We start from the raw sequence: 19,795 nt of genomic DNA, 5'->3' as shown, positions 1-19,795 counted from the left end.
TTTATTGAACTTTTATAAAACGTACGGCTTTAATATAAACTGAACCTTTGATACCTGCTTTGTTGTCTAAATCCGCAGAATTTAATGCAACTTCGGCGTCTTTTGCGACGTATTTTTGAGTTTCAACAGCAGATTCAAAACGTAATTTGTATCCTTTATTCAATTTTGCAGTATCAAACTCGATGACACGTGTAGCTCTCGCTCCTCCAGCAACTGAAGCACCTGTAATTCCGTTTAATTTTTCTTTCTTTTTACTATTGAATTTGTGCCATTCTTTTAACGTGTTGTACCACTCGTTATCCGTTCCCAAAACACCTAAAGTTTTTTCGTATTGTCCTTTTGGATTGATTAATGAAATCACTACATAGGCTTCTTTTCCTGTGTAATTATTCATCTGAATCATTGTTTTGTATTTTGTTGTTTGTGCAAAAGTGGCAGTTGCCATTAAGATTACAACTAATCCAACTAATTTTTTGATTAAGTTAAATTTCATCTCCTTCATTATTTTAAAAAGTCAATAGACACATTATTTTTCTTTAAGAATTCGTTTTCTCCAGCCAAATCATAAGCCGTTTCGTCAAATTCTGTTTTAATATCTTTTTTCGCTCCAGCAGCAACCAAAGTTTTCAAGATTGCATCATCTTTCGCAATCAAAGCTGCTTTGTGTAACGCTGTATTTCCGTCTTCATCTTGTGTATTAATATTTACACCTAATTCAATCGCTTTCTTTACCAAATTTACATTTCCTTTATCAACAGCGATGTGTAACAAAGTTGCACCTTTGCTTTGAGTAGCTTTAAAATCAACTTTTGCATTTGTTAATAAAGCTTGTTTTTCAGCGAATGATTCATCATTTGGTTTGAAAGAATTGAACCAATAATAAGCCAAATTATTTCCATCTTTATCAACAATATTAGCTTTAGCGCCTTTTTCTAATAATAAAGAAACGATTTGAGATGTTCCAGAAGCAACAGCTTTCGTTAAAGCTGACTCACCATTTTTATTAATCGCATTTACATTATTTGCTTTTGATAAAAATGTATTGATTAAATCTGTGTTTTTTCCTCCAGCAGCAACCATTAATGCAGTGTTTCCTTCTTTATCAGCAATTTTAGCATCAACACCTTTTGATAAGATAAAGTTGATTGTTTCTGAGTTTCCTCTGCGAGATAAAGCATGTAATAATGTTTGTCCGTCTGGATTTAACGCTTTTGGATTTAATTTATATTTTGTAATTAATTCTTGGAAAACTTCTACACCATTTTCTTTTGTTCTCGAACCTTGAGTGGCAAAAAATAAAGCTTGATCTGTAGGTTTTACACCTTTCGCGATTAATTTATCTATGATTGATAAGTTTCCTAATTTTGCAGCATAATCCGCTATAGTACGTCCGTTAGCGTCTTTTTCGCTTAATGATAAACCTTTCGAAATAAAGTATTCTGTTACTTTTAAATCATCATCATTTGCAATTGCTTCCATAATTAAGTTAGTCCCATTTTCTCCTTTAACTTTTGGATTGGCACCAGCTTTAATTAACGCATCGTAAACCGCTATATTTTGATTTCCAGCACTTGCAGCATACGTAATCACATCGTAACCATGGCTGTCTTTGTAGTGAACATCAGAACCTTTGGCTAATAAATAATTTACCAATTCTAAATTCCCCGCAGCCGCAGCCCATTGAAGATAAATTCTTGAGTGATGCGTTTTTTTATCAATAGAATTTCCTTCTTGTTCAATTAAAAATTTAGTCACATTAAAATCTGCTTTATTGTTAATCGCTATCACAACAGGATCAAAGAAACCACCATTTTGAAAAGAAGGACTATTTCCTTTCGAAATTTCAGTTTTTACAGTTTCTATTGTTGGATTATTTTTCCAAAAACCAGCGTCCATCAACGTATTCGTTTGAGCTTGAATAAATGAAGCAACAAGGATAGCAGCAGAAATGAATAATTTTTTCATATGAATAGAATATATTGTAATGATTATTTAGACTAATTTTAATTTGATTTCAAAAGTATTATTTTTATTTATATTAATTCTAATTAAATTAAATAAATTTGGCTAATTCTGCTAAACATCAGTTTTTTGAAAACAAAAAAGATTGCTAATCTGCAATCTTTTATATTTCTAAACTACTTTACTCAGCTCGTCTTGGACCATTTTCTCTTGATTTCAAAACATTTTCTACATCTTCTAATTTGAAACCTTTGGCTTTCAATAAAATTAAATAATGATACATTAAATCCGCGGCTTCATTAATAAATAAATCATCGTTGTTGTCTTTGGCTTCAATTACCAATTCAACTGCTTCTTCACCTACTTTTTGCGCAACCTTATTGATTCCTCTTTTGAATAATTTGTTGGTATACGAATCTGGATCATTGTCCAAATCAATTCTATCGTTAATGGTTTGTTCTAATTCATATACAAATCCGTGGTTGGTTTCTTCTTTAAAACAAGTCGTAGAACCCGTATGACAAGTTGGTCCAAAAGGTTTTGCTTTGATTAAAACTGTATCGTTGTCGCAATCAACCGCAATTGATTTAACCTCTAAGAAGTTTCCTGATTCTTCACCTTTTGTCCATAATCTATTTTTTGAACGAGAATAAAAGGTCACTTTTCCAATTTCTTGGGTTTTGTTAAAAGCTTCTTCGTTCATATAACCTAACATCAAAACTCTATTGTTAAGATAATTTTGAATAATAACGGGAACTAATCCGTCATTACTTTTATTGAAATCGATCTTCATCGTATCGGAATATTTTGTTCTTTTAAATAATTTTTAAGCGTCGGAATTGGAATTTCACCAAAGTGAAAAATACTTGCAGCCAATCCACCACTTGCTTTTGTTTGGGTAAAAACTTCTGTAAAATGCTCCATTTTTCCAGCTCCACCCGAAGCTATTACTGGAAGATTTACAGTATCAGCAACTGCTTTTGTGATATCAATTTTGAAACCAGCTTTTGTCCCATCTCCATCCATAGATGTTAACAGAATTTCGCCAGCGCCAAATTCTTCTACTTTTTTGACCCAATCTAAGGTTTCCCATTCGGTTTCAATTTTTCCACCGCTTACGAAAACTTTTTGTGTTCCATTTACATCGCGAGTATCTACAGCAACGACTACACATTGCGATCCAAATCGAGCAGCTAAATCTGCAATTAATTGAGGATTTTTAACCGCCGAAGAATTCACCGAAACTTTATCTGCGCCAGCTTTGATGACCGCCGAAGCATCTTCCACCGAATTGATTCCACCACCAACTGTAAACGGTATATTAATCGCCGAAGCAATTTTCTCCACCATTTCAGCTAAAGTTTTACGCTTTTCAATGGTAGCTGTGATATCCAAAAACACCAATTCATCAGCGCCTTCTTCTACATATTTTTTTGCCAATTCTACTGGATCTCCCGCATCGCGTAAACCCACGAAATTAACCCCTTTTACCGTTCTTCCATCTTTGATGTCCAGACACGGAATGATTCTTTTTTTTAACACTTTAGTTCTAAGTTCTAAGTTCTAAGACTTAAGGTTGGAATCCTACATCCTAAATTTAGAACTGTTTTTTTTATATTAATTTAAATACCTTAGAACATAAGACTTATGTCTAAGAACTAAATTTATCGTTTTTTATAAATTTTTCGTAACCATTTAAAAGTCTTCCTACTTCTTCAGTTAATGAGAAAATAGTATCATAAATTTCTTGATTTAAATAGCCTAAATCTTTAGATAATAGTAGAAAATATTTAACTTCTTCTAAGGATCCAATTGAATGAGATAAGAAACTTAATCTGTGCGGAACTGTACTTTTCTTTCGACCTTCTACAATATTTGAAGGTACAGAATATGAGGCACGTCTAATTTGACTTGTGATACCAAATATTTCTTCTTTTGGAAAACTTTTGGTAATCTCGTAAATTTTCAATGTTAATTCGTGAGATTTTTTCCATACTAACAAAGATTCAAATGTATTCATAGCTATAAGTTTAGTAAGTAAAATTTACGAAATATTTTCCTTAGAACTTAGAGCATACGACTAAGAACTTTCAAATCAATTCTCCCTTCATAAATCGCTTTCCCTAAAATTGCTCCTTCGCAACCTAATTCTTTGACTTTAATTAAATCGTCGATAGAAGATACTCCGCCAGAAGCAATTAATTTGACATCCGACGCTGCTAAAATTTCAGCGTACAATTCGTTTGAAGTTCCTTGTAACATCCCATCTTTCGCAATGTCTGTACAAATCACATACTCAATTCCTTTGGTTTTATATTCTTGAATAAAATCTATTACATCTAATTCTGAGGTTTCTAACCAACCATGTGTAGCAATTTTTCGATCTTTAGCATCTGCGCCTAAAATGATTTTATCGCTTCCATATTGTGAAATCCATTCTTGAAATAAAGTCGGATTTTGAACCGCAATACTTCCACCTGTAATTTGATTCGCACCACATTCAAAAGCAATTCTAATATCATCATTAGCCTTAATTCCACCTCCAAAATCAACTTTTAAATTGGTTTTAGAAGTTATTAATTCTAAGGTTTTATAATTGATGATTTGCTTTGATTTTGCGCCGTCTAAATCCACCAAGTGCAAATATTCGATACCGTAATCCTCGAATTCTTTTGCTACTTCCAACGGATTTTCGTTGTATATTTTTTTTGTATCGTAATCGCCTTGCGATAATCTGACGCATTTTCCGTCGATAATATCTATAGCTGGAATGATTCTCATAATTGTTATGTTAGATTTACGATCTTGGAATTACGAATTACGATTAAAAAAAATAATCGTAATTCGTTAATCTACCTTCGTAAATTATTTTAATTCTTTCATGACCTCTTGGATTGCACGTTCCAATTGTGGGTCTTTATTTTCTAGTCGATCTAAGAACGTGTTTTTAATATAAATGTCAGGTTTAACACCAGTTTTTTCTAAATTTTGTCCATCCAAAGTATAAGTTCCCCAACTTGGTAAACGATAAAATGAACCATCAACTAATCCTTTTCCAGAAGTAAAAATGATCCATCGATACGTTTCTTGACCGATGATTTTTCCTAATTTTAAAGCTTTGAATCCTGCGGCTGTCATTTCTGCATCGCTTAATGAGTATTCGTTAATTAATAAAACAATTGGTTTTCCTGAAGGTGCAAAGTTCGGTTGAACAGTTAATTGTCCTTCACGATATTTCCATTTCAAATAAGGTCTTTGCGATAAAAAGTTCAAGACTTTATCATGTACATTTCCACCTGTATTGAAACGTAAATCTAAAATGACACCATCTTTTCTATTCTCTTGCTCTACCATGTCCAATAAAAATACATCCAATTCAGAAGTAGACATATTTTTCATGTACGAATAAGCGATTCTATCGTTGCTTAATTTTTTTACACGCTGACGATTTTCATAAATCCATTCATCATATAAAAGCGATTTCAATTCGTTATTTGAAATTGGATGAATCTTCGTCGAAATTGTTTTTCCTTTTCGGTCAAATTCAAGAGTTAATTCTTCTAATTTTTTAGGCGTTGTAAAATAAGTTTCGCGATTTTGGTTTTGATCGATTTTTTGCCCATTTACGCTCACTAAAATATCACCTTCTTGAACATCAACATTTTTAAGAAAAGCAGGAGATTTTCGTAAGATTTTTTCAACTGTAAAAGGTTGATCTTTTTTGAAAATAATTCCTGTTTCGTTGGTGAAATAATTCAATCTTCGACTTTCTTCTTTTCCGAAAGATGAAAAACCTAAATGCGAAGAATTCAATTCACCTAGCATATCATTTAACAAAATTCTCAAATCATTTCGATTGTTGACATAAGGTAAAAACGTTGCGTATTGCTCTTTTTTAGCTTTCCAATCGATTCCATGAAAATTCTCATCATAGAAATTTTCTTCTACTCCAGCCCAAGCTTCCTCGTACATTTGATTGAATTCTGAAGCCAAGTTTTTATTGAAATTATATTTAATACTAACTTTTTCAGGATTTGTAGAACTAATGCCAAATTTGTAAACAGAATTATCGATTAAAGCATAAAGATTTTTCTCATTTTTTACGATAAAATCAGCGCCTTTGTTGAATATTTTATCTGTTTTATCTTCTTCAAAATCAGTGGTTGTTTTTCTGTATAACTGAAATTTACCATTTTCTTGATTGGTATTATAGAATAAAAATTGCTTTTTATCATCCGCAAAAACAAAAGGATTTGTTTGATATCCAAAACGGTCTGTTACCAATTCGATTCGTTCCAAGAATCCTTCAGGATTAATAGTTAATGCTTTAAAATCGTTCTTTTCTTCTTTTTTCTCTTTCTTTTCAACCTTTTTTTCTTCGACAAATAAATTATCAAATTTTTCTGATTTATAAGCTTGATCAAACCAATCTAAAGAAGCGCGATAAATACTTGATTCTTGCATTCCTAAAGGATAGGACGGATTTTTTCTATCGCTTGAAAAATAGATATATTTTCCGTCTGGAGACCAAGTAGGATCAGCTTCAGAAACACCAGTATTCGTTAAATTAACAGTTGTATTTTTTTTGATGTTGTGAATAAAAATATCTAACTCGAAATTGCGTTTTGCAGAGAATAACACATATTCATCATTTGGAGAAAAAGATGGTTTCGAATTTTGGAAAGCCCAAATTTCATCTTTAACAATTGTTGATGATTTAAGTGATTTCAAATCTAATAATCTTACTTCATCGCGTCCGCTTAAATAAACAGCTTGTGATAAATCATTGTTGAACGTAATGTCTCGATTATTTCTTAAATCAGAAGTTAATTGTTCAACTTTTCCTTTTCCGTCAGCCGAAATTTTGAACCAATTTTGATAACCTTTATAGGTTTGGTTGAAGATTAAATTTTTGTTGTCTTTTAACCATTTTACTTCTAAAACACGCTCTTTTCCATCAGAAATTTGATTGACAAATTTTCCTTCATTATCCGAAACAAAAATAATTCCTCTACTTACAAAAGCCATTTTCTTTCCGTCAGGAGAAATATCAAAATAGTCAATATTATTTTCAACTTCAAAATTTTGTTCTTTTTCTAAAGATTTATTCGAATTGACATTAATTGTAAGAGGCTTCGATGTTTTTGCTTTTACATCGTAAACAAATAATTGATAATCTTTTTCGAAAACAACTTTTGAACCATCAGCCGAAACAAAAGGTTTCTTGATGGAAGTTTCAAATTTTGTTAACGCTTCTTTTTTACCATTTGCTAATTGATATAAGTTGTATTCGCCATTATTTTCGTCCGAAATAAAATAAATAATTCCGTTTTTATCAACTGTTGGATTAAAATCTTTTCCGTTGTAATCGGTATATTGTTTATAACTTTTTGTGGTTGGATTATATCCTAATAAATCTGGATTATTTTCTCCTTTGTATCTTTTTCGTGTAACTTGACTTGCACTTTCAGATGAATTTGTGAAAATATATTCGCCTTGAGGAGTTTCTACTAAACCATTTGTTGTGTTGAAATAATTTGTAAAAAGCGCTTCTGGTGTTTTTCCATCTAAATTAATTTTAAAACTTCCAAATCCATTATTTTGGTTTGATGTAAAATAGATCGATTTACTATCCCAGCTCCAACTTTCGACTTCGTCTTTGGCTTGATGAAACGTCAATTGCTTGATTTTCCCACCATTTATAGGCATCACATAAATATCGTAATTCCCGTATTGATTAGAACTAAACGCTAACCATTTTCCGTCTGGTGAAACACGAGGATTAATTTCTTCGCCTTCTAAAGCTATGATTCTTGACGCATTTCCACCATTAATGTCAGTTGACCAAATGTCGCCATCGTAACTAAAATAAACCGTTTTAGCATCTGGACTTAAAGAAGGGGTAGAGGTAAAATACACTTTTTCCTGAGCAGAAACCTGCGAAATTGCAAAAGCACTAAGTAAAGTAAAAACTATTTTTTTCATGTGTGAGAATTTATAATTACTATAAACTTAGAAAGTTTTTTAGTATTTGTTCTCCTATTCCTGCAGATTTCTCTGGGTGAAATTGAGTTGCGTAAAAATTATCTTTATTTAAAGCTGCTGAATATTCTAAAATATAATCTGTTTTCGCGATCGTATATTCTGAATTTTCGCAATAAAAACTATGTACATAATAAATGTCGGAGTTTTCTTGAACATTATTAAATAAAGGTGTTTTTAAATCATAAATCGTGTTCCAGCCCATATGAGGAACAATTTCTGTTGAAGGAAATAATTTCACTTGAATAGGGAAAATTCCTAAACAATCGGTATTTCCTTCTTCCGAATAAGCGCACATCAATTGCTGACCCAAACAAATTCCCAAAGTCGGTTGTTTTAAGTTTTTGATGACTTTATCTAATCCTTTTTCTTTTAAATAAACCATCGCAGAACTTGCTTCGCCAACTCCAGGGAAAATTACTTTATCTGCATTTTGCAAGGTTTCAAAATCGTCCGTAACCACCGCTTCGTAACCCAAACGAGTCACCGCATTGTACACCGATTTTACATTTCCTGCGTTGTATTTTACTATTGCTATCATTTTTTTAGTTCTAAGTTCTAAGTCGTAAGGCATAAGGAAAAGAAAATCCTTAGAACTTATACCTTAAGACTTAAGTCTACAAAAGTCCTTTTGTTGATGGTAAAATCATTTTTTCTGGATCGCGTTTTACCGCTACTTTAATAGCTTTAGCAAAGGCTTTGAAGATTGCTTCGATTTTGTGATGCTCGTTTGTGCCTTCCGCTTTGATGTTTAAGTTGGCTTTTGCGCCATCTGTAAATGATTTGAAGAAATGATAAAACATTTCAGTTGGCATTTGACCAATCATCTCACGTTTAAAATCAGCTTCCCAAACCAACCAATTTCTTCCGCCAAAATCAATCGCTGCTTGTGCTAGACAATCGTCCATTGGCAAGGTGAAACCGTAGCGTTCGATGCCTAATTTGTTTCCTAAAGCTTGGGCAAAAACTTCGCCCAAAGCAATGGCAGTATCTTCAATTGTGTGATGTTCGTCAACTTCTAAATCGCCATCGACTTTAATCACCAAATCCATTTGTCCATGACGCGCAATTTGATCTAACATATGATCGAAAAAGTGAATTCCTGTCGATATATCCGATTTTCCAGTTCCATCAAGATTTAAATCGATTTTAATTTTCGTTTCATTCGTATTACGCACAATTGAAGCCGTACGATTTTGAAGTTTTAAAAACTCATAAATCTCTTTCCACGACGTTGTTTTTAAAGCAATCGTTTCATTTAAACCTTCGTTATCTTTAATTTCGTTCGCGCCTAAAGCTTCATCATTCGCGATAAAAATTCCTTTTCCACCAAGATTTTGAGCTAATTTTACATCCGTTATTCTATCACCAATCACAAACGAATTTTCTAAATCATATTCTGGATTATTGATATATTTTATCAACAAACCTGTTTCTGGTTTGCGCGTTGGCGCATTTTCGTGTGCAAAGGTTTTATCAATGTAAATATCCTCAAATTTCACCCCTTCATTTTCGAAAGCTTTCACCACGAAATTCTGTATTGGCCAAAATAATTCCTCAGGATTTGCAGGTGTTCCTAAACCATCTTGATTGGTTACCATCGCCAATTCGTAATCCAATTCTTTTGCAATTTTACCTAAATAAGTAAATGCTTCTGGATAGAATTCTAGTTTCGAAAAGCTGTCGACTTGGTAGTCTTCGGGTTCCAAAATCAAGGTTCCGTCGCGGTCGATGAATAGTACTTTTTTCATAATTTTATATTTACGATTTACAATTTTTGATTTACGAATGACAGAAATCGTCAATCGTAATTCAAGAATCATAAATTAAATTATTTTAAGTGTTTGTATTAATTTTTGGTTTTCCTCATCCGTTCCAACTGTGATTCTCAAACAGTTTTGACATAAATCATCGTTGTTTCGATTACGAATGACAATTCCTTTTTCGACCAATTGATTGTAACGTTCGTTTGCATTATCAACTTTGATCAAAATGAAATTCGCATCGCTTGGATAGATTTTTTCTACAAATGAAATCTCAATTAAAGCAGTTTCTAAAACTTCTTTTTGTTCGATAATTGTATTTGTAACAGCTATCACTTTATCGTAATCGCTTAAAATTTCAATCGCTTTTAATTGTGTTAATTGATTAATATTATAAGGCGGTTTAATCTTGTTTAAAACATCAACAATTTCTTGTGAAGCATACAAAATTCCTAAACGGATTCCTGCCAAACCAACCGCTTTCGATAAAGTTTGTGTAACAATTACATTAGGATAATTTTTGATTTCTTTTATCCAAGAAACTCCCGTAGCGAAATCGATATACGCTTCGTCGATAATTACTAAACCATTAAAACGAGTTACAATTTCTAAAATAAATTCTCTTTTGATGATTTCTCCAGTTGGATTATTAGGCGAACACAAGAAAATCATTTTCGTATTGTCATCAACTTTTGAGAAAATATCTTCGATATTTGGTTGAAAATCTTCTTCGTTTAATAATGATTTTCGGTATTCAATTGCATTCAGATTAGCTAAAACTCCATACATTCCATAGGAAGGAGAAATCGCAATGACATTATCTTGATTCGGTTCGCAAAATGCACGAAAAATTAAATCCAAAACTTCGTCACTTCCATTTCCTAATAAAATCTGATTGGCAGGAAAGTTTTTGATTTCACTTAAAATCGATTTTACATTGCGTTGCAAAGGATCGGGATAACGATTTAGCCCATTGTTGAATGGATTTTCGTTCGCATCTAAGAAAACGAAATCGTCATTTATTTCTTGAAATTCGTCACGCGCCGATGAATAGGCTTTCATCGCTTTTACGTTGGGACGAATGATGTTGTTTATGTTAAAAGAATTCATGTACGATTTTTGATTTACGATTTTAGATCATTTAGTCTTAAGGTAACTGCGTTTTTGTGGGCAAATAATTCTTCGGCTTCGGCCATTAATTCGATTGCTGGACCAATATTTTGAATTCCTTGTGCTGTTAATTTTTGAAAAGTAATTTTCTTGATAAAACTATCAAAAGACACACCTGAATAATTCTTTGCATATCCGTTTGTTGGTAATGTGTGATTGGTTCCAGACGCATAATCTCCAGCGGATTCGCACGAATAATTTCCTAAGAAAACTGAGCCTGCATTAATAATTTTTCCGATATAATTTTCAGCTGTTTCGCAAGCAAAAATTAGATGTTCTGGAGCATAAATGTTAGAAAAAGTTACACATTCTTCGATTGAATTTAAAAGAATTCCTCGTGAATTTTCTAGAGCTTTAGCTGCTAATTCTTTTCTTGGTAGAACTTCTAATTGAGCATTAATTTCAATAATTGTTTCGTTTAATGTTTGCTCGTTTGTTGTTAATAAAATCACTTGTGAATCTATTCCGTGTTCTGCTTGCGATAATAAATCGGCTGCGACATATTTAGGAACTGAAGTTTCATCAGTAATTACCAAAACTTCACTTGGACCTGCGGGCATATCAATAGCAACTCCAAAATTCTGAGCAACCTGTTTTGCAGCAGTTACGTATTGATTTCCTGGTCCAAAAATTTTATCAACTTTCTGAATCGTTTCTGTTCCAAAAGTTAACGCACCAATGGCTTGGATTCCTCCAACTTTATATATTTTTTCAATTCCAATTAAATTTGCTGTATATAAAATCGCTTGGTGAATTTTTCCTTCTTTGTTAGGAGGTGTACACAAAATAATATTTTGACAACCCGCTAATTTAGCAGGAATTCCTAACATTAATGTTGTAGAAAATAAGGGAGCTGTTCCGCCTGGAATATAAATTCCTACATTTTCTATACCGCGAGATTCTCTCCAACAATTTACACCTTTTGTTGTTTCAATAACTTTTATTTCTTCTCGTTGTTCAGTGTGAAATTTCTCAATATTAGAAGCTGCTAATTGAATTGCTTGTTTTAAATCTTCAGAAATTAAAGTTTTTGCTTCTTCAATTTCTTGAGTAGAAACTTCTAAAGAAGTTAACTTAACTTGATCAAATTTTTCTGTAAAATCAATTAATGCTTGATCTTTTTCTGTTTGAATTTTTCCAAAAACATCTAAAACGATTTTTTGTAAATCTTGAGCTTCTTTCGTTGGTCGAGCTGTTAACGTAGACCAATCTGAAAGTTGAGGTTTGATATATTTTTGCATTTTTTTAGTTTTAAGTTCTAGGACCTAAGATCTAAGGTTTTTATTGTCATCTTTATGACTTATACCTTAAGACTTATATCTTATAAAATCATTTTTTCAATTTCTAACACTAAAATTCCTTCCGCACCCAAAGCTTTCAATTGCTCGATGATGTCCCAAAAAGTATCCTCTTTAATAACAGTGTGGATTGATGACCAACCTTTTTCGGCCAATGGTAAGACTGTCGGAGATTTCATTCCGGGCAACAAAGCAATGATTTCTTCTAATTTTTCATTAGGTGCGTTTAATAAAATATATTTGTTTTCAGAAGATTGTTTTACTGCTTCGATTCTGAATAATAATCGATCAACAATGGCTTGTTTTTCAGCATTAAGATTTTTATTAGAAATTAAAACCGCTTGCGATTCAACCACTGTCTCCACCTGTTTTAAACCGTTTGTTAATAACGTTGAACCTGTAGAAACGATATCAAAAATCGCATTTGCCAAACCGATACTTGGTGCAATTTCTACGCTTCCTCCGATTTCTTCAATCTTAACATTAATTCCTTTTTCTTGGAAGAATTTTCCTAAAATTCGTGGATAAGAAGTAGCAATTTTTTTATCTTGAAAATAACTTAAATCCGTATAAATTTCATCTTTTGGTATCGCTAAACAAAGTTTGCATCCTGCAAAACCTAATTGACGAATTTGTGTAACATTTTTATTTTTTTCCCAAACTTCATTTTCGCCTAAAATGCCGATATCAGCAACGCCTTGTTCTACATATTGCGGAATATCATCATCGCGTAAGAATAAAACTTCGATAGGGAAATTTGGAGATTCGGTTCTTAATTTTCGATTACTTGTAGAGATTTTAATTCCGCAATCTTTCAATAATTCGAGTGATTTTTCACTTAATCGACCACTTTTCTGAATAGCTATTTTTAATTTACTCATTTTTAATATTTTATATTTTTAAGTTTGAGTAAATCGATGATTAAATCTTGAAGTAAAAAAAAATCCCGTTCGATTTACTCAAACGGGACTTAGATATTGTGATAAAATCATTACATACCACTATCTGCTCGCTTGAGTGCAAGTATGATGGTGATGATGATGTAATTGATTTGTGTACATTTTAATTTTTTTGTTGAAGCAAATGTAGAAAGGAAATTTTAATTGACAATAGTTTTTTTTAAAATTAGAGAAAAGAGTTCTTAAGTAGATATAAAAGAGTAAATTATTCTATTTTTTTGATGAATGAATAAGTTTTATTCAAAATAAAAGCGAAATATATATTTTATATTTCGCTTTAAAAATGATTATTTTTTTATGAATTTTTGAATTGATTCAGAATTATCAGTTTTTATTTTGATTAAATATAATCCTTTAGGTAAATGATTAACATCTATTTTATTCAAATTTGTACCTTCAAAAAGAGATTTCCCAGTTAAATCTGTAATACTTATTGCACTGATTTTTTTATCAGAATTTATATTAAGATAATCGTTTACAGGATTAGGATAAATAGAAATTTCTGTTTTGTTATTTTCATTTGTACCTAAATTCTCTAAATCTACAATTTTAACATTATCAACTATAAATCCAGAGCCATAATTATCAAAACTAAAATCTACTTCAGTAATTTCATTGTTCAAATTAGAAATATTTGTTTCTTTTACTTTTACATTGTCTAAGAAATAAATAACTTTTTTCGTTTTTAAATCGACTTCGGCTTTTACATTGTACCATTTTTTAGGAGTCCATGTTCCCAAGACCAAGCTGGTTTCAATGTCTTCGTAGGCGACTTCTCCGTCGTAATAAAAAAGTAAACCACCAACTAGATCATAATCATTATTTTCATTGTATAATGCTAACATTTCGTAATTAGAATTGTCAGTGTTGTCTAAATATACATCTGCAGAAATAGAATATTTACGATACTTAGTTACAGGATAAGCAATTCCTCCCCAATTACCTTCTTCAATTTCATTATTTATAACTTGTGCTGAATTTTTACCATCGCTTGCAAATGTGTTAATGACTTTAGAGTTGTTATCTGATACATATCCCCAATTAAACCAATTTTTTTGGTTATTAAGATTTCCTATTGTGAAACCTTCTGATTCTTCAAAAGATATTTTTTGATTTTGAGCATTAACACTCAATGATAATAAAGTTAAAACTCCAAATAGTAAATTTTTCTTCATAAAGTATATTGTTTAGTGAATCGACAAAGATGAAAATTTTATCTGATTTAATTTTAATAGAATGTGAAAATTATCGTTAAGATTTTAGACGAAGTAGTCTGACATCCAAAACTTTCTTTTATTTTTGCAGTAATATATGTTAGAAAAACAAGAAGCACAATACGAAAAAGTAGTTTTAGTTGGATTGATTACACGTGAACAATCCGAAGAGAAACTGACGGAATATATGGACGAATTGGAGTTCTTAGCTTATACAGCTGGAGCGACAGTTGGAGAACGTTTTACGCAAAGAATGGACAAACCTGATTCTAAATTCTTTGTAGGAAGCGGGAAATTAGATGAAATCACAGCTTTTGTCGAGGAATATGATATTGATACAGTTATTTTTGATGATGAATTAACGCCTTCTCAGTTGAAAAATATTGAGAAAGTTGTCAACAAAAAAATCATCGACCGTACACAATTGATTTTAGATATTTTTGCTCAACGAGCGCAAACTTCATATGCACGTACGCAAGTAGAATTGGCACAATATCAATATTTATTACCGCGATTAACACGAATGTGGACGCACTTAGAGCGTCAGCGTGGAGGAATTGGTATGCGTGGTCCTGGTGAAACTGAAATTGAAACGGATAGACGTATTATTCGTGATCGAATTACATTATTGAAAGAGAAACTGAAAGGAATCGATAAGCAAATGGCAACTCAGCGTAAAAATCGTGGTGCATTGGTGCGCGTTGCGTTGGTTGGGTACACAAATGTTGGGAAATCAACGTTGATGAATGTTTTATCGAAATCTGAAGTTTTTGCCGAAAATAAATTATTTGCAACATTAGATACAACGGTTCGTAAAGTGGTGATAGGTAATTTACCTTTCTTATTAACGGATACGGTTGGGTTTATTCGTAAGTTGCCTACACAATTAGTGGAATCGTTCAAATCTACATTAGATGAGGTTCGCGAAGCGGATTTATTGGTGCATGTTGTGGATATTTCGCATGCGAGTTTTGAGGATCATGTGAATTCGGTGAATCAAATTTTAGCTGAAATTGAATCGAAAGAGAAACCAACGATTATGGTTTTTAATAAAATTGATAATTTTTCTTATGTCAAACAAGATGAAGATGATTTGTCTGAAAAGAAATTTGAAAATTATTCGTTAGAAGATTGGAAACGTACGTGGATGGCGAAAACGGATTATCCGACATTGTTTATTTCGGCAACGGAAAAAGATAATTTAGAAGATTTGCGCAAAACAGTTTATGAAGAAGTGAAAGAAATTCATATGAAACGTTTTCCTTATAATAACTTTCTTTTTCAGTATTATGATGAAGAAGAAGAAAATGATACGGAAGAATAAAGATAGAAAGAGTTCAGTTTTTGGACTCTTTTTTTGTTAACTTCAACATCTTAATTGATAAAATATGATAGAGCAATTAAAATCAACTTTACAAGATTTATCGGACGAAGAAAAAGCGAAAATTATGATGCGTTTTTTCAAAACTGGAAAAGGAGAATATGGCGAAGGAGATATTTTTCTTGGGATTTCTGTTCCTAATCAGCGTTTGATTGCGAAAGAATTTTATCAACAAGTTTCATTAAATGACATCAAAAATTTATTGAATTCTAATATTCACGAATATAGATTAACTGCTTTGTTGATGTTGGTTTCGAAGTACGAAAAATCAAAAGACGAACTTGTAAGAAAAGAAATTATCGATTTTTATCTTGCTCAAACTTCTCAAATCAACAATTGGGATTTGGTTGACACAAGTTGTTATAAAATTTTGGGACATTATTGTTTTCATCAAAAGCGAGAGGAATTGCTTTTTGAATTAGCGAATTCTGAGGATTTGTGGGAAAAACGAATTGCAATTGTATCAACGATGTATTTTATCAAACAAAAATCATTTTCAATTGTTCCAGAAATTGTGTTGAAAAATCTTAATCATTCACACGATTTAATGCACAAAGCAAATGGTTGGATGTTGCGTGAAATGGGAAAAATGGACGAAGAAAAGTTGATTGAGTTTTTAGATGAATATACATTACAAATGCCAAGAACGACGTTGAGATATGCGCTCGAAAAAATTGATCCAATTCTCAAAGATTATTATATGAAATTGAAATAGTTTGCATAAAAAAAGTCGCTCACAGAGCGACTTTTTATTTTATATAAAGAATAAATTCTTACAAAATAACATGACCTAATTTTGTCAATTTTTGATGATCTAAAACTTTGATTTTTCGTCCTTCAACTTCGATTAATTCATCAGTTTTGAATTCAGAAATCAAACGAATTGCAGATTCTGTTGCTGTTCCAATCAAATTTGCCATTTCTTCGCGTGTCAACGAAATGTTGATAAATCCGTCTTTGTCTGTTCCTAATTTTCCTTCTAATAAAATTAAAACTTCAGCCAAACGTTCGCGAACTGTTTTTTGTGCTAAATAAGTAATTGTTCTTGCATATTCTCCCAAATCTTTTGCAATTCTTTGTAAAATATTGAAAGCTAATTTTGGATTAACTTCTAATAATTTTAAGAAGAATTTTTCTGGAATATAATATATTTCAACAGGGGTCATTGCAGTTGCAGATGCACCAAAAACTTCTTGACTTAAAATTGAGCGATAACCGATAATGTCACCTTCGTTGATAAAACGTAGAATTTGCTCTTTTCCATTAAAACCAATTTTGAACAACTTAGCAGTTCCTTTCATGACGCAATATATACCTTTTGGTGTGTGACCTTCCTGGATAATTTCGTCTCCTTTTTTTAGGTTGATGATTTTCTTTTCTTGCTCAAACTCCAATAATTCTTCCTTACTAAAAACCCCGAAAGACTCTGGGTTATCAAACATCGCTTTAATCGATACTACATTCTCATTAAACTCTGACATATCTTGTTGTTATGACTTAATTCATACAAAGTTAACGTTAATTCTGATAAAAGGAAAGTAATTTTGTAAAATAGTATGGAAGAGAATTGTTTTCACTGTGGTCAACGAATTGAAGAAGAGGTTATTCAGTTCGATGAAAAGGATTTTTGTTGTCAGGGTTGTAAAACGGTTTACGAGATTTTAAACGTAAATAATTTAAAAGATTATTACGACCTTAATCGTAATGCAGGTTTGCGTCCTGATGGAAAAAGTAATCATCAATTTGATTTCTTAAACACAAAAGAAATCTTTGATAAAGTTGTCGATTTTTCAGATGATGGCGTTACTGTTGTGTCCTTTTATGTGCCTGTAATGCATTGTACTTCGTGTGTTTGGTTGTTAGAAAGTTTGGATACAATTAATCCAAATATTATATCTTCTAATGTCAATTTTACGCAAAAAACTGTTCAGATTACGTATCGAGATGCGGATTTGAAATTGGGTGATTTGGCAAGATTTATTACAAATTTAGGCTACAAACCTTCGATTAATCTAAAAACATTAGACAAAAAGAAAAAAAGCAAAGTCGATCGTTCTTTGGTGAGCAAATTGGTAATTGCAGGATTCTGTTTTGGGAATATTATGCTTTTATCGTTTCCAGAATATGTCGAAGTTTTTGGTAATGTAAAAGAACAATGGTTAGATCAAAACAAAGGATATTTTCGTTGGACGATGTTCGCGTTGTCGTTGCCTGTTTTCTTTTATTCATCTACCGATTATTTTGTTTCGGCTTGGCAAGGTCTGAAAAATAAATATATCAATATCGATGTGCCAATTGCGTTAGGAATTATCGTAATTATGTTCAAATCGACTTATGATATCATTTTTGATATTTCGCCAGGTTACTTTGATACATTAGCGATGCTTTTATTTTTGATGTTGACAGGTAAATGGTTTCAGCAACAAACAATGCAAGCATTGGCATTTGATCGAGATTACAAATCGTTTTATCCAATTGCAGTTGCGAAATTAGAAAATGGTTATGAACAACCAATTTTGTTGGCTGACTTGAAAAAAGGTGATCGAATTTTAATTAGAAATGAAGAAATTATTCCAGCCGATGCTATTTTGATGAAAGGTGAAGCGATGATTGATAACTCGTTTGTGACGGGAGAATCTCGTTTGATTCAGAAAAAAGCTGGAGATAAAATATTTGCTGGTGGAAAACAATCTGGTCATGCAATTGAGTTGGAAATTATTTCGGATGTTAATCAAAGTTATTTAACGCAATTATGGAACAATGATGCTTTCCAGAAAGAAGAATCTGAGTTGAATGCTTTGACGAATAAAATCAGTCATTATTTTACATTAATCATCCTTATTATTACAGCAATTTCTGCTGTTTATTGGTATTTCCACGATTCTTCAAAAATATTAGAAGTTGTTACATCAATCTTAATTATCGCTTGTCCTTGTGCGTTAGGTTTATCGTCTCCGTTTATTTTGGGACACATGATGCGTATTTTCGGTAACAAAAAGTTTTATGTAAAAAACACATCGACTGTAGAAAGAATGGAAAAAATTACGGATGTAGTTTTTGACAAGACTGGAACAATTACAGAAAGTGACGAAGCGCAAGTACAATACGAAGGAAAAGAATTATCCGATTATCAGAAACAATTGGTAAAAGCATTAATCAGAAATTCAAATCACCCGCTTAGTCGTACGTTGTATAAAAAACTAAATGTTGACGATCATTTGCCGATTTCTAATTACGAAGAAATAGTTGGGAAAGGTCAACAAGCAGAAGTAGATGGGCATCAATTAAAAGTTGGGTCGAGAAGTTTTACCAATGCAATTTTTAATGAAAATAGATTAAATCAATCTCAAGTTTTTATATCAATTGATGGAGAAGTTTTTGGTAAATTTGTTTATACCAATCGATACCGAAAAGGATTGGATGGTATATTGAAAGAGTTGGATGCATATCAATTGCATGTGTTGTCAGGGGATAATGATTCTGAAAAAGAATATTTAGAAACGATTTTTCCATCAAATGCAAAATTGATTTTTAATCAATCACCAACAGATAAATTAGAATACATCAAGCAATTGGAAGAAGATGGAAAAAAAGTGATGATGCTTGGAGATGGATTAAATGATGCTGGAGCTTTGAAACAAAGTACAGTTGGGATTTCAATCTCTGAAGATATTAACAGTTTTTCACCTTCATGTGACGGAATTTTGGATGCGAGAAGTTTTTCGGCTATTCCAAACTTTTTGAAATTAGCAAAGACAACAATGAAATTTGTAAAAATTGCATTTTTTATTAGTTTCTTATACAATATAGTTGGGCTTAGTTTTGCCGTTTCTGGATATTTACAACCAGTCGTAGCAGCGATTTTAATGCCAATAAGTTCTATTTCAGTGTTAATTTTTGCTACGGCAAGCACACGAATTGCAGATAAAATAACGAAATGGAATTTAGACTGATTTTAAATTACGTATATACATACTGCTCTGACCAAAATCATTGTGATAAGAAC

The 19,795-nt window shown here is 31.8% G+C and carries 17 protein-coding genes; 3 read left to right on the top strand and 14 right to left on the bottom strand.

The window, feature by feature from the left end:
• Nucleotide 1 precedes the first annotated feature (1 nt).
• The 13 genes from HXZ74_RS02785 to HXZ74_RS02725 all read right to left on the bottom strand — a co-directional run bounded on the left by HXZ74_RS02785 (nt 2) and on the right by HXZ74_RS02725 (nt 14,369).
• On the bottom strand, nt 2-493 hold the full coding sequence (locus tag HXZ74_RS02785) for a DUF2271 domain-containing protein (protein WP_180905318.1): 492 nt from the start codon (nt 491-493) through the stop codon (nt 2-4).
• An 8-nt stretch (nt 494-501) separates the two neighbouring features.
• Entirely contained in the window at nt 502-1,965 is a 1,464-nt protein-coding gene (locus HXZ74_RS02780; protein WP_280062384.1) for an ankyrin repeat domain-containing protein, read from the bottom strand.
• Between the two features lie 178 nt (nt 1,966-2,143).
• On the bottom strand, nt 2,144-2,755 hold the full coding sequence (gene hisIE, locus HXZ74_RS02775) for a bifunctional phosphoribosyl-AMP cyclohydrolase/phosphoribosyl-ATP diphosphatase HisIE (protein ID WP_280049037.1): 612 nt from the start codon (nt 2,753-2,755) through the stop codon (nt 2,144-2,146).
• The gene (gene hisF, locus HXZ74_RS02770; RefSeq protein WP_038336482.1) at nt 2,752-3,504 is read right to left on the bottom strand and encodes an imidazole glycerol phosphate synthase subunit HisF; all 753 of its coding nucleotides are present in this window, start codon (nt 3,502-3,504) and stop codon (nt 2,752-2,754) included. The genes hisIE and hisF overlap by 4 nt, the downstream gene beginning before the upstream one ends.
• Before the next feature lie 109 nt (nt 3,505-3,613).
• Entirely contained in the window at nt 3,614-3,982 is a 369-nt protein-coding gene (locus tag HXZ74_RS02765; RefSeq protein ID WP_038336484.1) for a four helix bundle protein, read from the bottom strand.
• A 47-nt stretch (nt 3,983-4,029) separates the two neighbouring features.
• On the bottom strand, nt 4,030-4,743 hold the full coding sequence (gene hisA / locus HXZ74_RS02760; RefSeq protein ID WP_114997999.1) for a 1-(5-phosphoribosyl)-5-[(5-phosphoribosylamino)methylideneamino]imidazole-4-carboxamide isomerase: 714 nt from the start codon (nt 4,741-4,743) through the stop codon (nt 4,030-4,032).
• Between the two features lie 84 nt (nt 4,744-4,827).
• Complete coding sequence (locus HXZ74_RS02755; RefSeq protein ID WP_286473735.1) at nt 4,828-7,947, bottom strand: S41 family peptidase; 3,120 nt, start codon at nt 7,945-7,947, stop codon at nt 4,828-4,830.
• A 19-nt stretch (nt 7,948-7,966) separates the two neighbouring features.
• Nucleotides 7,967-8,545: an imidazole glycerol phosphate synthase subunit HisH gene (gene hisH / locus HXZ74_RS02750; protein ID WP_280062387.1), complete on the bottom strand. Its 579-nt coding sequence runs from the start codon at nt 8,543-8,545 to the stop codon at nt 7,967-7,969.
• Nucleotides 8,546-8,621: 76 nt separating this feature from the next.
• Entirely contained in the window at nt 8,622-9,755 is a 1,134-nt protein-coding gene (gene hisB / locus HXZ74_RS02745; protein WP_286473730.1) for a bifunctional histidinol-phosphatase/imidazoleglycerol-phosphate dehydratase HisB, read from the bottom strand.
• A gap of 75 nt (nt 9,756-9,830) precedes the next feature.
• Complete coding sequence (gene hisC, locus HXZ74_RS02740) at nt 9,831-10,877, bottom strand: histidinol-phosphate transaminase (RefSeq protein ID WP_286473727.1); 1,047 nt, start codon at nt 10,875-10,877, stop codon at nt 9,831-9,833.
• Nucleotides 10,878-10,891: 14 nt separating this feature from the next.
• Entirely contained in the window at nt 10,892-12,178 is a 1,287-nt protein-coding gene (gene hisD / locus HXZ74_RS02735) for a histidinol dehydrogenase (RefSeq protein ID WP_286473726.1), read from the bottom strand.
• An 80-nt stretch (nt 12,179-12,258) separates the two neighbouring features.
• On the bottom strand, nt 12,259-13,116 hold the full coding sequence (gene hisG / locus HXZ74_RS02730) for an ATP phosphoribosyltransferase (RefSeq protein WP_038336493.1): 858 nt from the start codon (nt 13,114-13,116) through the stop codon (nt 12,259-12,261).
• A gap of 365 nt (nt 13,117-13,481) precedes the next feature.
• Entirely contained in the window at nt 13,482-14,369 is an 888-nt protein-coding gene (locus HXZ74_RS02725; protein ID WP_114997987.1) for a T9SS type A sorting domain-containing protein, read from the bottom strand.
• A 136-nt stretch (nt 14,370-14,505) separates the two neighbouring features.
• Here HXZ74_RS02725 and hflX point away from each other — a divergent pair, with 136 nt between their 5' ends.
• Nucleotides 14,506-15,732: a GTPase HflX gene (hflX, locus tag HXZ74_RS02720; RefSeq protein WP_038337345.1), complete on the top strand. Its 1,227-nt coding sequence runs from the start codon at nt 14,506-14,508 to the stop codon at nt 15,730-15,732.
• A gap of 64 nt (nt 15,733-15,796) precedes the next feature.
• Nucleotides 15,797-16,504: a DNA alkylation repair protein gene (locus HXZ74_RS02715; RefSeq protein WP_280062393.1), complete on the top strand. Its 708-nt coding sequence runs from the start codon at nt 15,797-15,799 to the stop codon at nt 16,502-16,504.
• Nucleotides 16,505-16,562: 58 nt separating this feature from the next.
• Here HXZ74_RS02715 and HXZ74_RS02710 read toward each other — a convergent pair whose 3' ends face one another.
• The gene (locus HXZ74_RS02710; protein ID WP_125349884.1) at nt 16,563-17,270 is read right to left on the bottom strand and encodes a Crp/Fnr family transcriptional regulator; all 708 of its coding nucleotides are present in this window, start codon (nt 17,268-17,270) and stop codon (nt 16,563-16,565) included.
• 75 nt (nt 17,271-17,345) lie between these two features.
• Here HXZ74_RS02710 and HXZ74_RS02705 point away from each other — a divergent pair, with 75 nt between their 5' ends.
• The gene (locus tag HXZ74_RS02705; protein ID WP_286473723.1) at nt 17,346-19,742 is read left to right on the top strand and encodes a heavy metal translocating P-type ATPase; all 2,397 of its coding nucleotides are present in this window, start codon (nt 17,346-17,348) and stop codon (nt 19,740-19,742) included.
• Nucleotides 19,743-19,795: the final 53 nt, after the last annotated feature.

Source organism: Empedobacter sp. R750 (assembly GCF_030324345.1).
Classification (GTDB): domain Bacteria; phylum Bacteroidota; class Bacteroidia; order Flavobacteriales; family Weeksellaceae; genus Empedobacter; species Empedobacter falsenii_C.
Note: the sequence above shows the minus strand (reverse complement) of the source record. Positions and strands in the feature narration are given on the sequence as shown.

Excerpts from the sequence above, each read along its gene's own strand:
- HXZ74_RS02785 (WP_180905318.1), bottom strand. The coding sequence starts at position 493 with ATGAAATTTAACTTAATCAAAAAATTAGTTGGATTAGTTGTAATCTTA.
- HXZ74_RS02780 (WP_280062384.1), bottom strand. The coding sequence starts at position 1,965 with ATGAAAAAATTATTCATTTCTGCTGCTATCCTTGTTGCTTCATTTATT.
- hisIE (WP_280049037.1), bottom strand. The coding sequence starts at position 2,755 with ATGAAGATCGATTTCAATAAAAGTAATGACGGATTAGTTCCCGTTATT.
- HXZ74_RS02765 (WP_038336484.1), bottom strand. The coding sequence starts at position 3,982 with ATGAATACATTTGAATCTTTGTTAGTATGGAAAAAATCTCACGAATTA.
- hisA (WP_114997999.1), bottom strand. The coding sequence starts at position 4,743 with ATGAGAATCATTCCAGCTATAGATATTATCGACGGAAAATGCGTCAGA.
- HXZ74_RS02755 (WP_286473735.1), bottom strand. The coding sequence starts at position 7,947 with ATGAAAAAAATAGTTTTTACTTTACTTAGTGCTTTTGCAATTTCGCAG.
- hisH (WP_280062387.1), bottom strand. The coding sequence starts at position 8,545 with ATGATAGCAATAGTAAAATACAACGCAGGAAATGTAAAATCGGTGTAC.
- hisB (WP_286473730.1), bottom strand. The coding sequence starts at position 9,755 with ATGAAAAAAGTACTATTCATCGACCGCGACGGAACCTTGATTTTGGAA.
- hisC (WP_286473727.1), bottom strand. The coding sequence starts at position 10,877 with ATGAATTCTTTTAACATAAACAACATCATTCGTCCCAACGTAAAAGCG.
- hisD (WP_286473726.1), bottom strand. The coding sequence starts at position 12,178 with ATGCAAAAATATATCAAACCTCAACTTTCAGATTGGTCTACGTTAACA.
- hisG (WP_038336493.1), bottom strand. The coding sequence starts at position 13,116 with ATGAGTAAATTAAAAATAGCTATTCAGAAAAGTGGTCGATTAAGTGAA.
- HXZ74_RS02725 (WP_114997987.1), bottom strand. The coding sequence starts at position 14,369 with ATGAAGAAAAATTTACTATTTGGAGTTTTAACTTTATTATCATTGAGT.
- hflX (WP_038337345.1), top strand. The coding sequence starts at position 14,506 with ATGTTAGAAAAACAAGAAGCACAATACGAAAAAGTAGTTTTAGTTGGA.
- HXZ74_RS02715 (WP_280062393.1), top strand. The coding sequence starts at position 15,797 with ATGATAGAGCAATTAAAATCAACTTTACAAGATTTATCGGACGAAGAA.
- HXZ74_RS02710 (WP_125349884.1), bottom strand. The coding sequence starts at position 17,270 with ATGTCAGAGTTTAATGAGAATGTAGTATCGATTAAAGCGATGTTTGAT.
- HXZ74_RS02705 (WP_286473723.1), top strand. The coding sequence starts at position 17,346 with ATGGAAGAGAATTGTTTTCACTGTGGTCAACGAATTGAAGAAGAGGTT.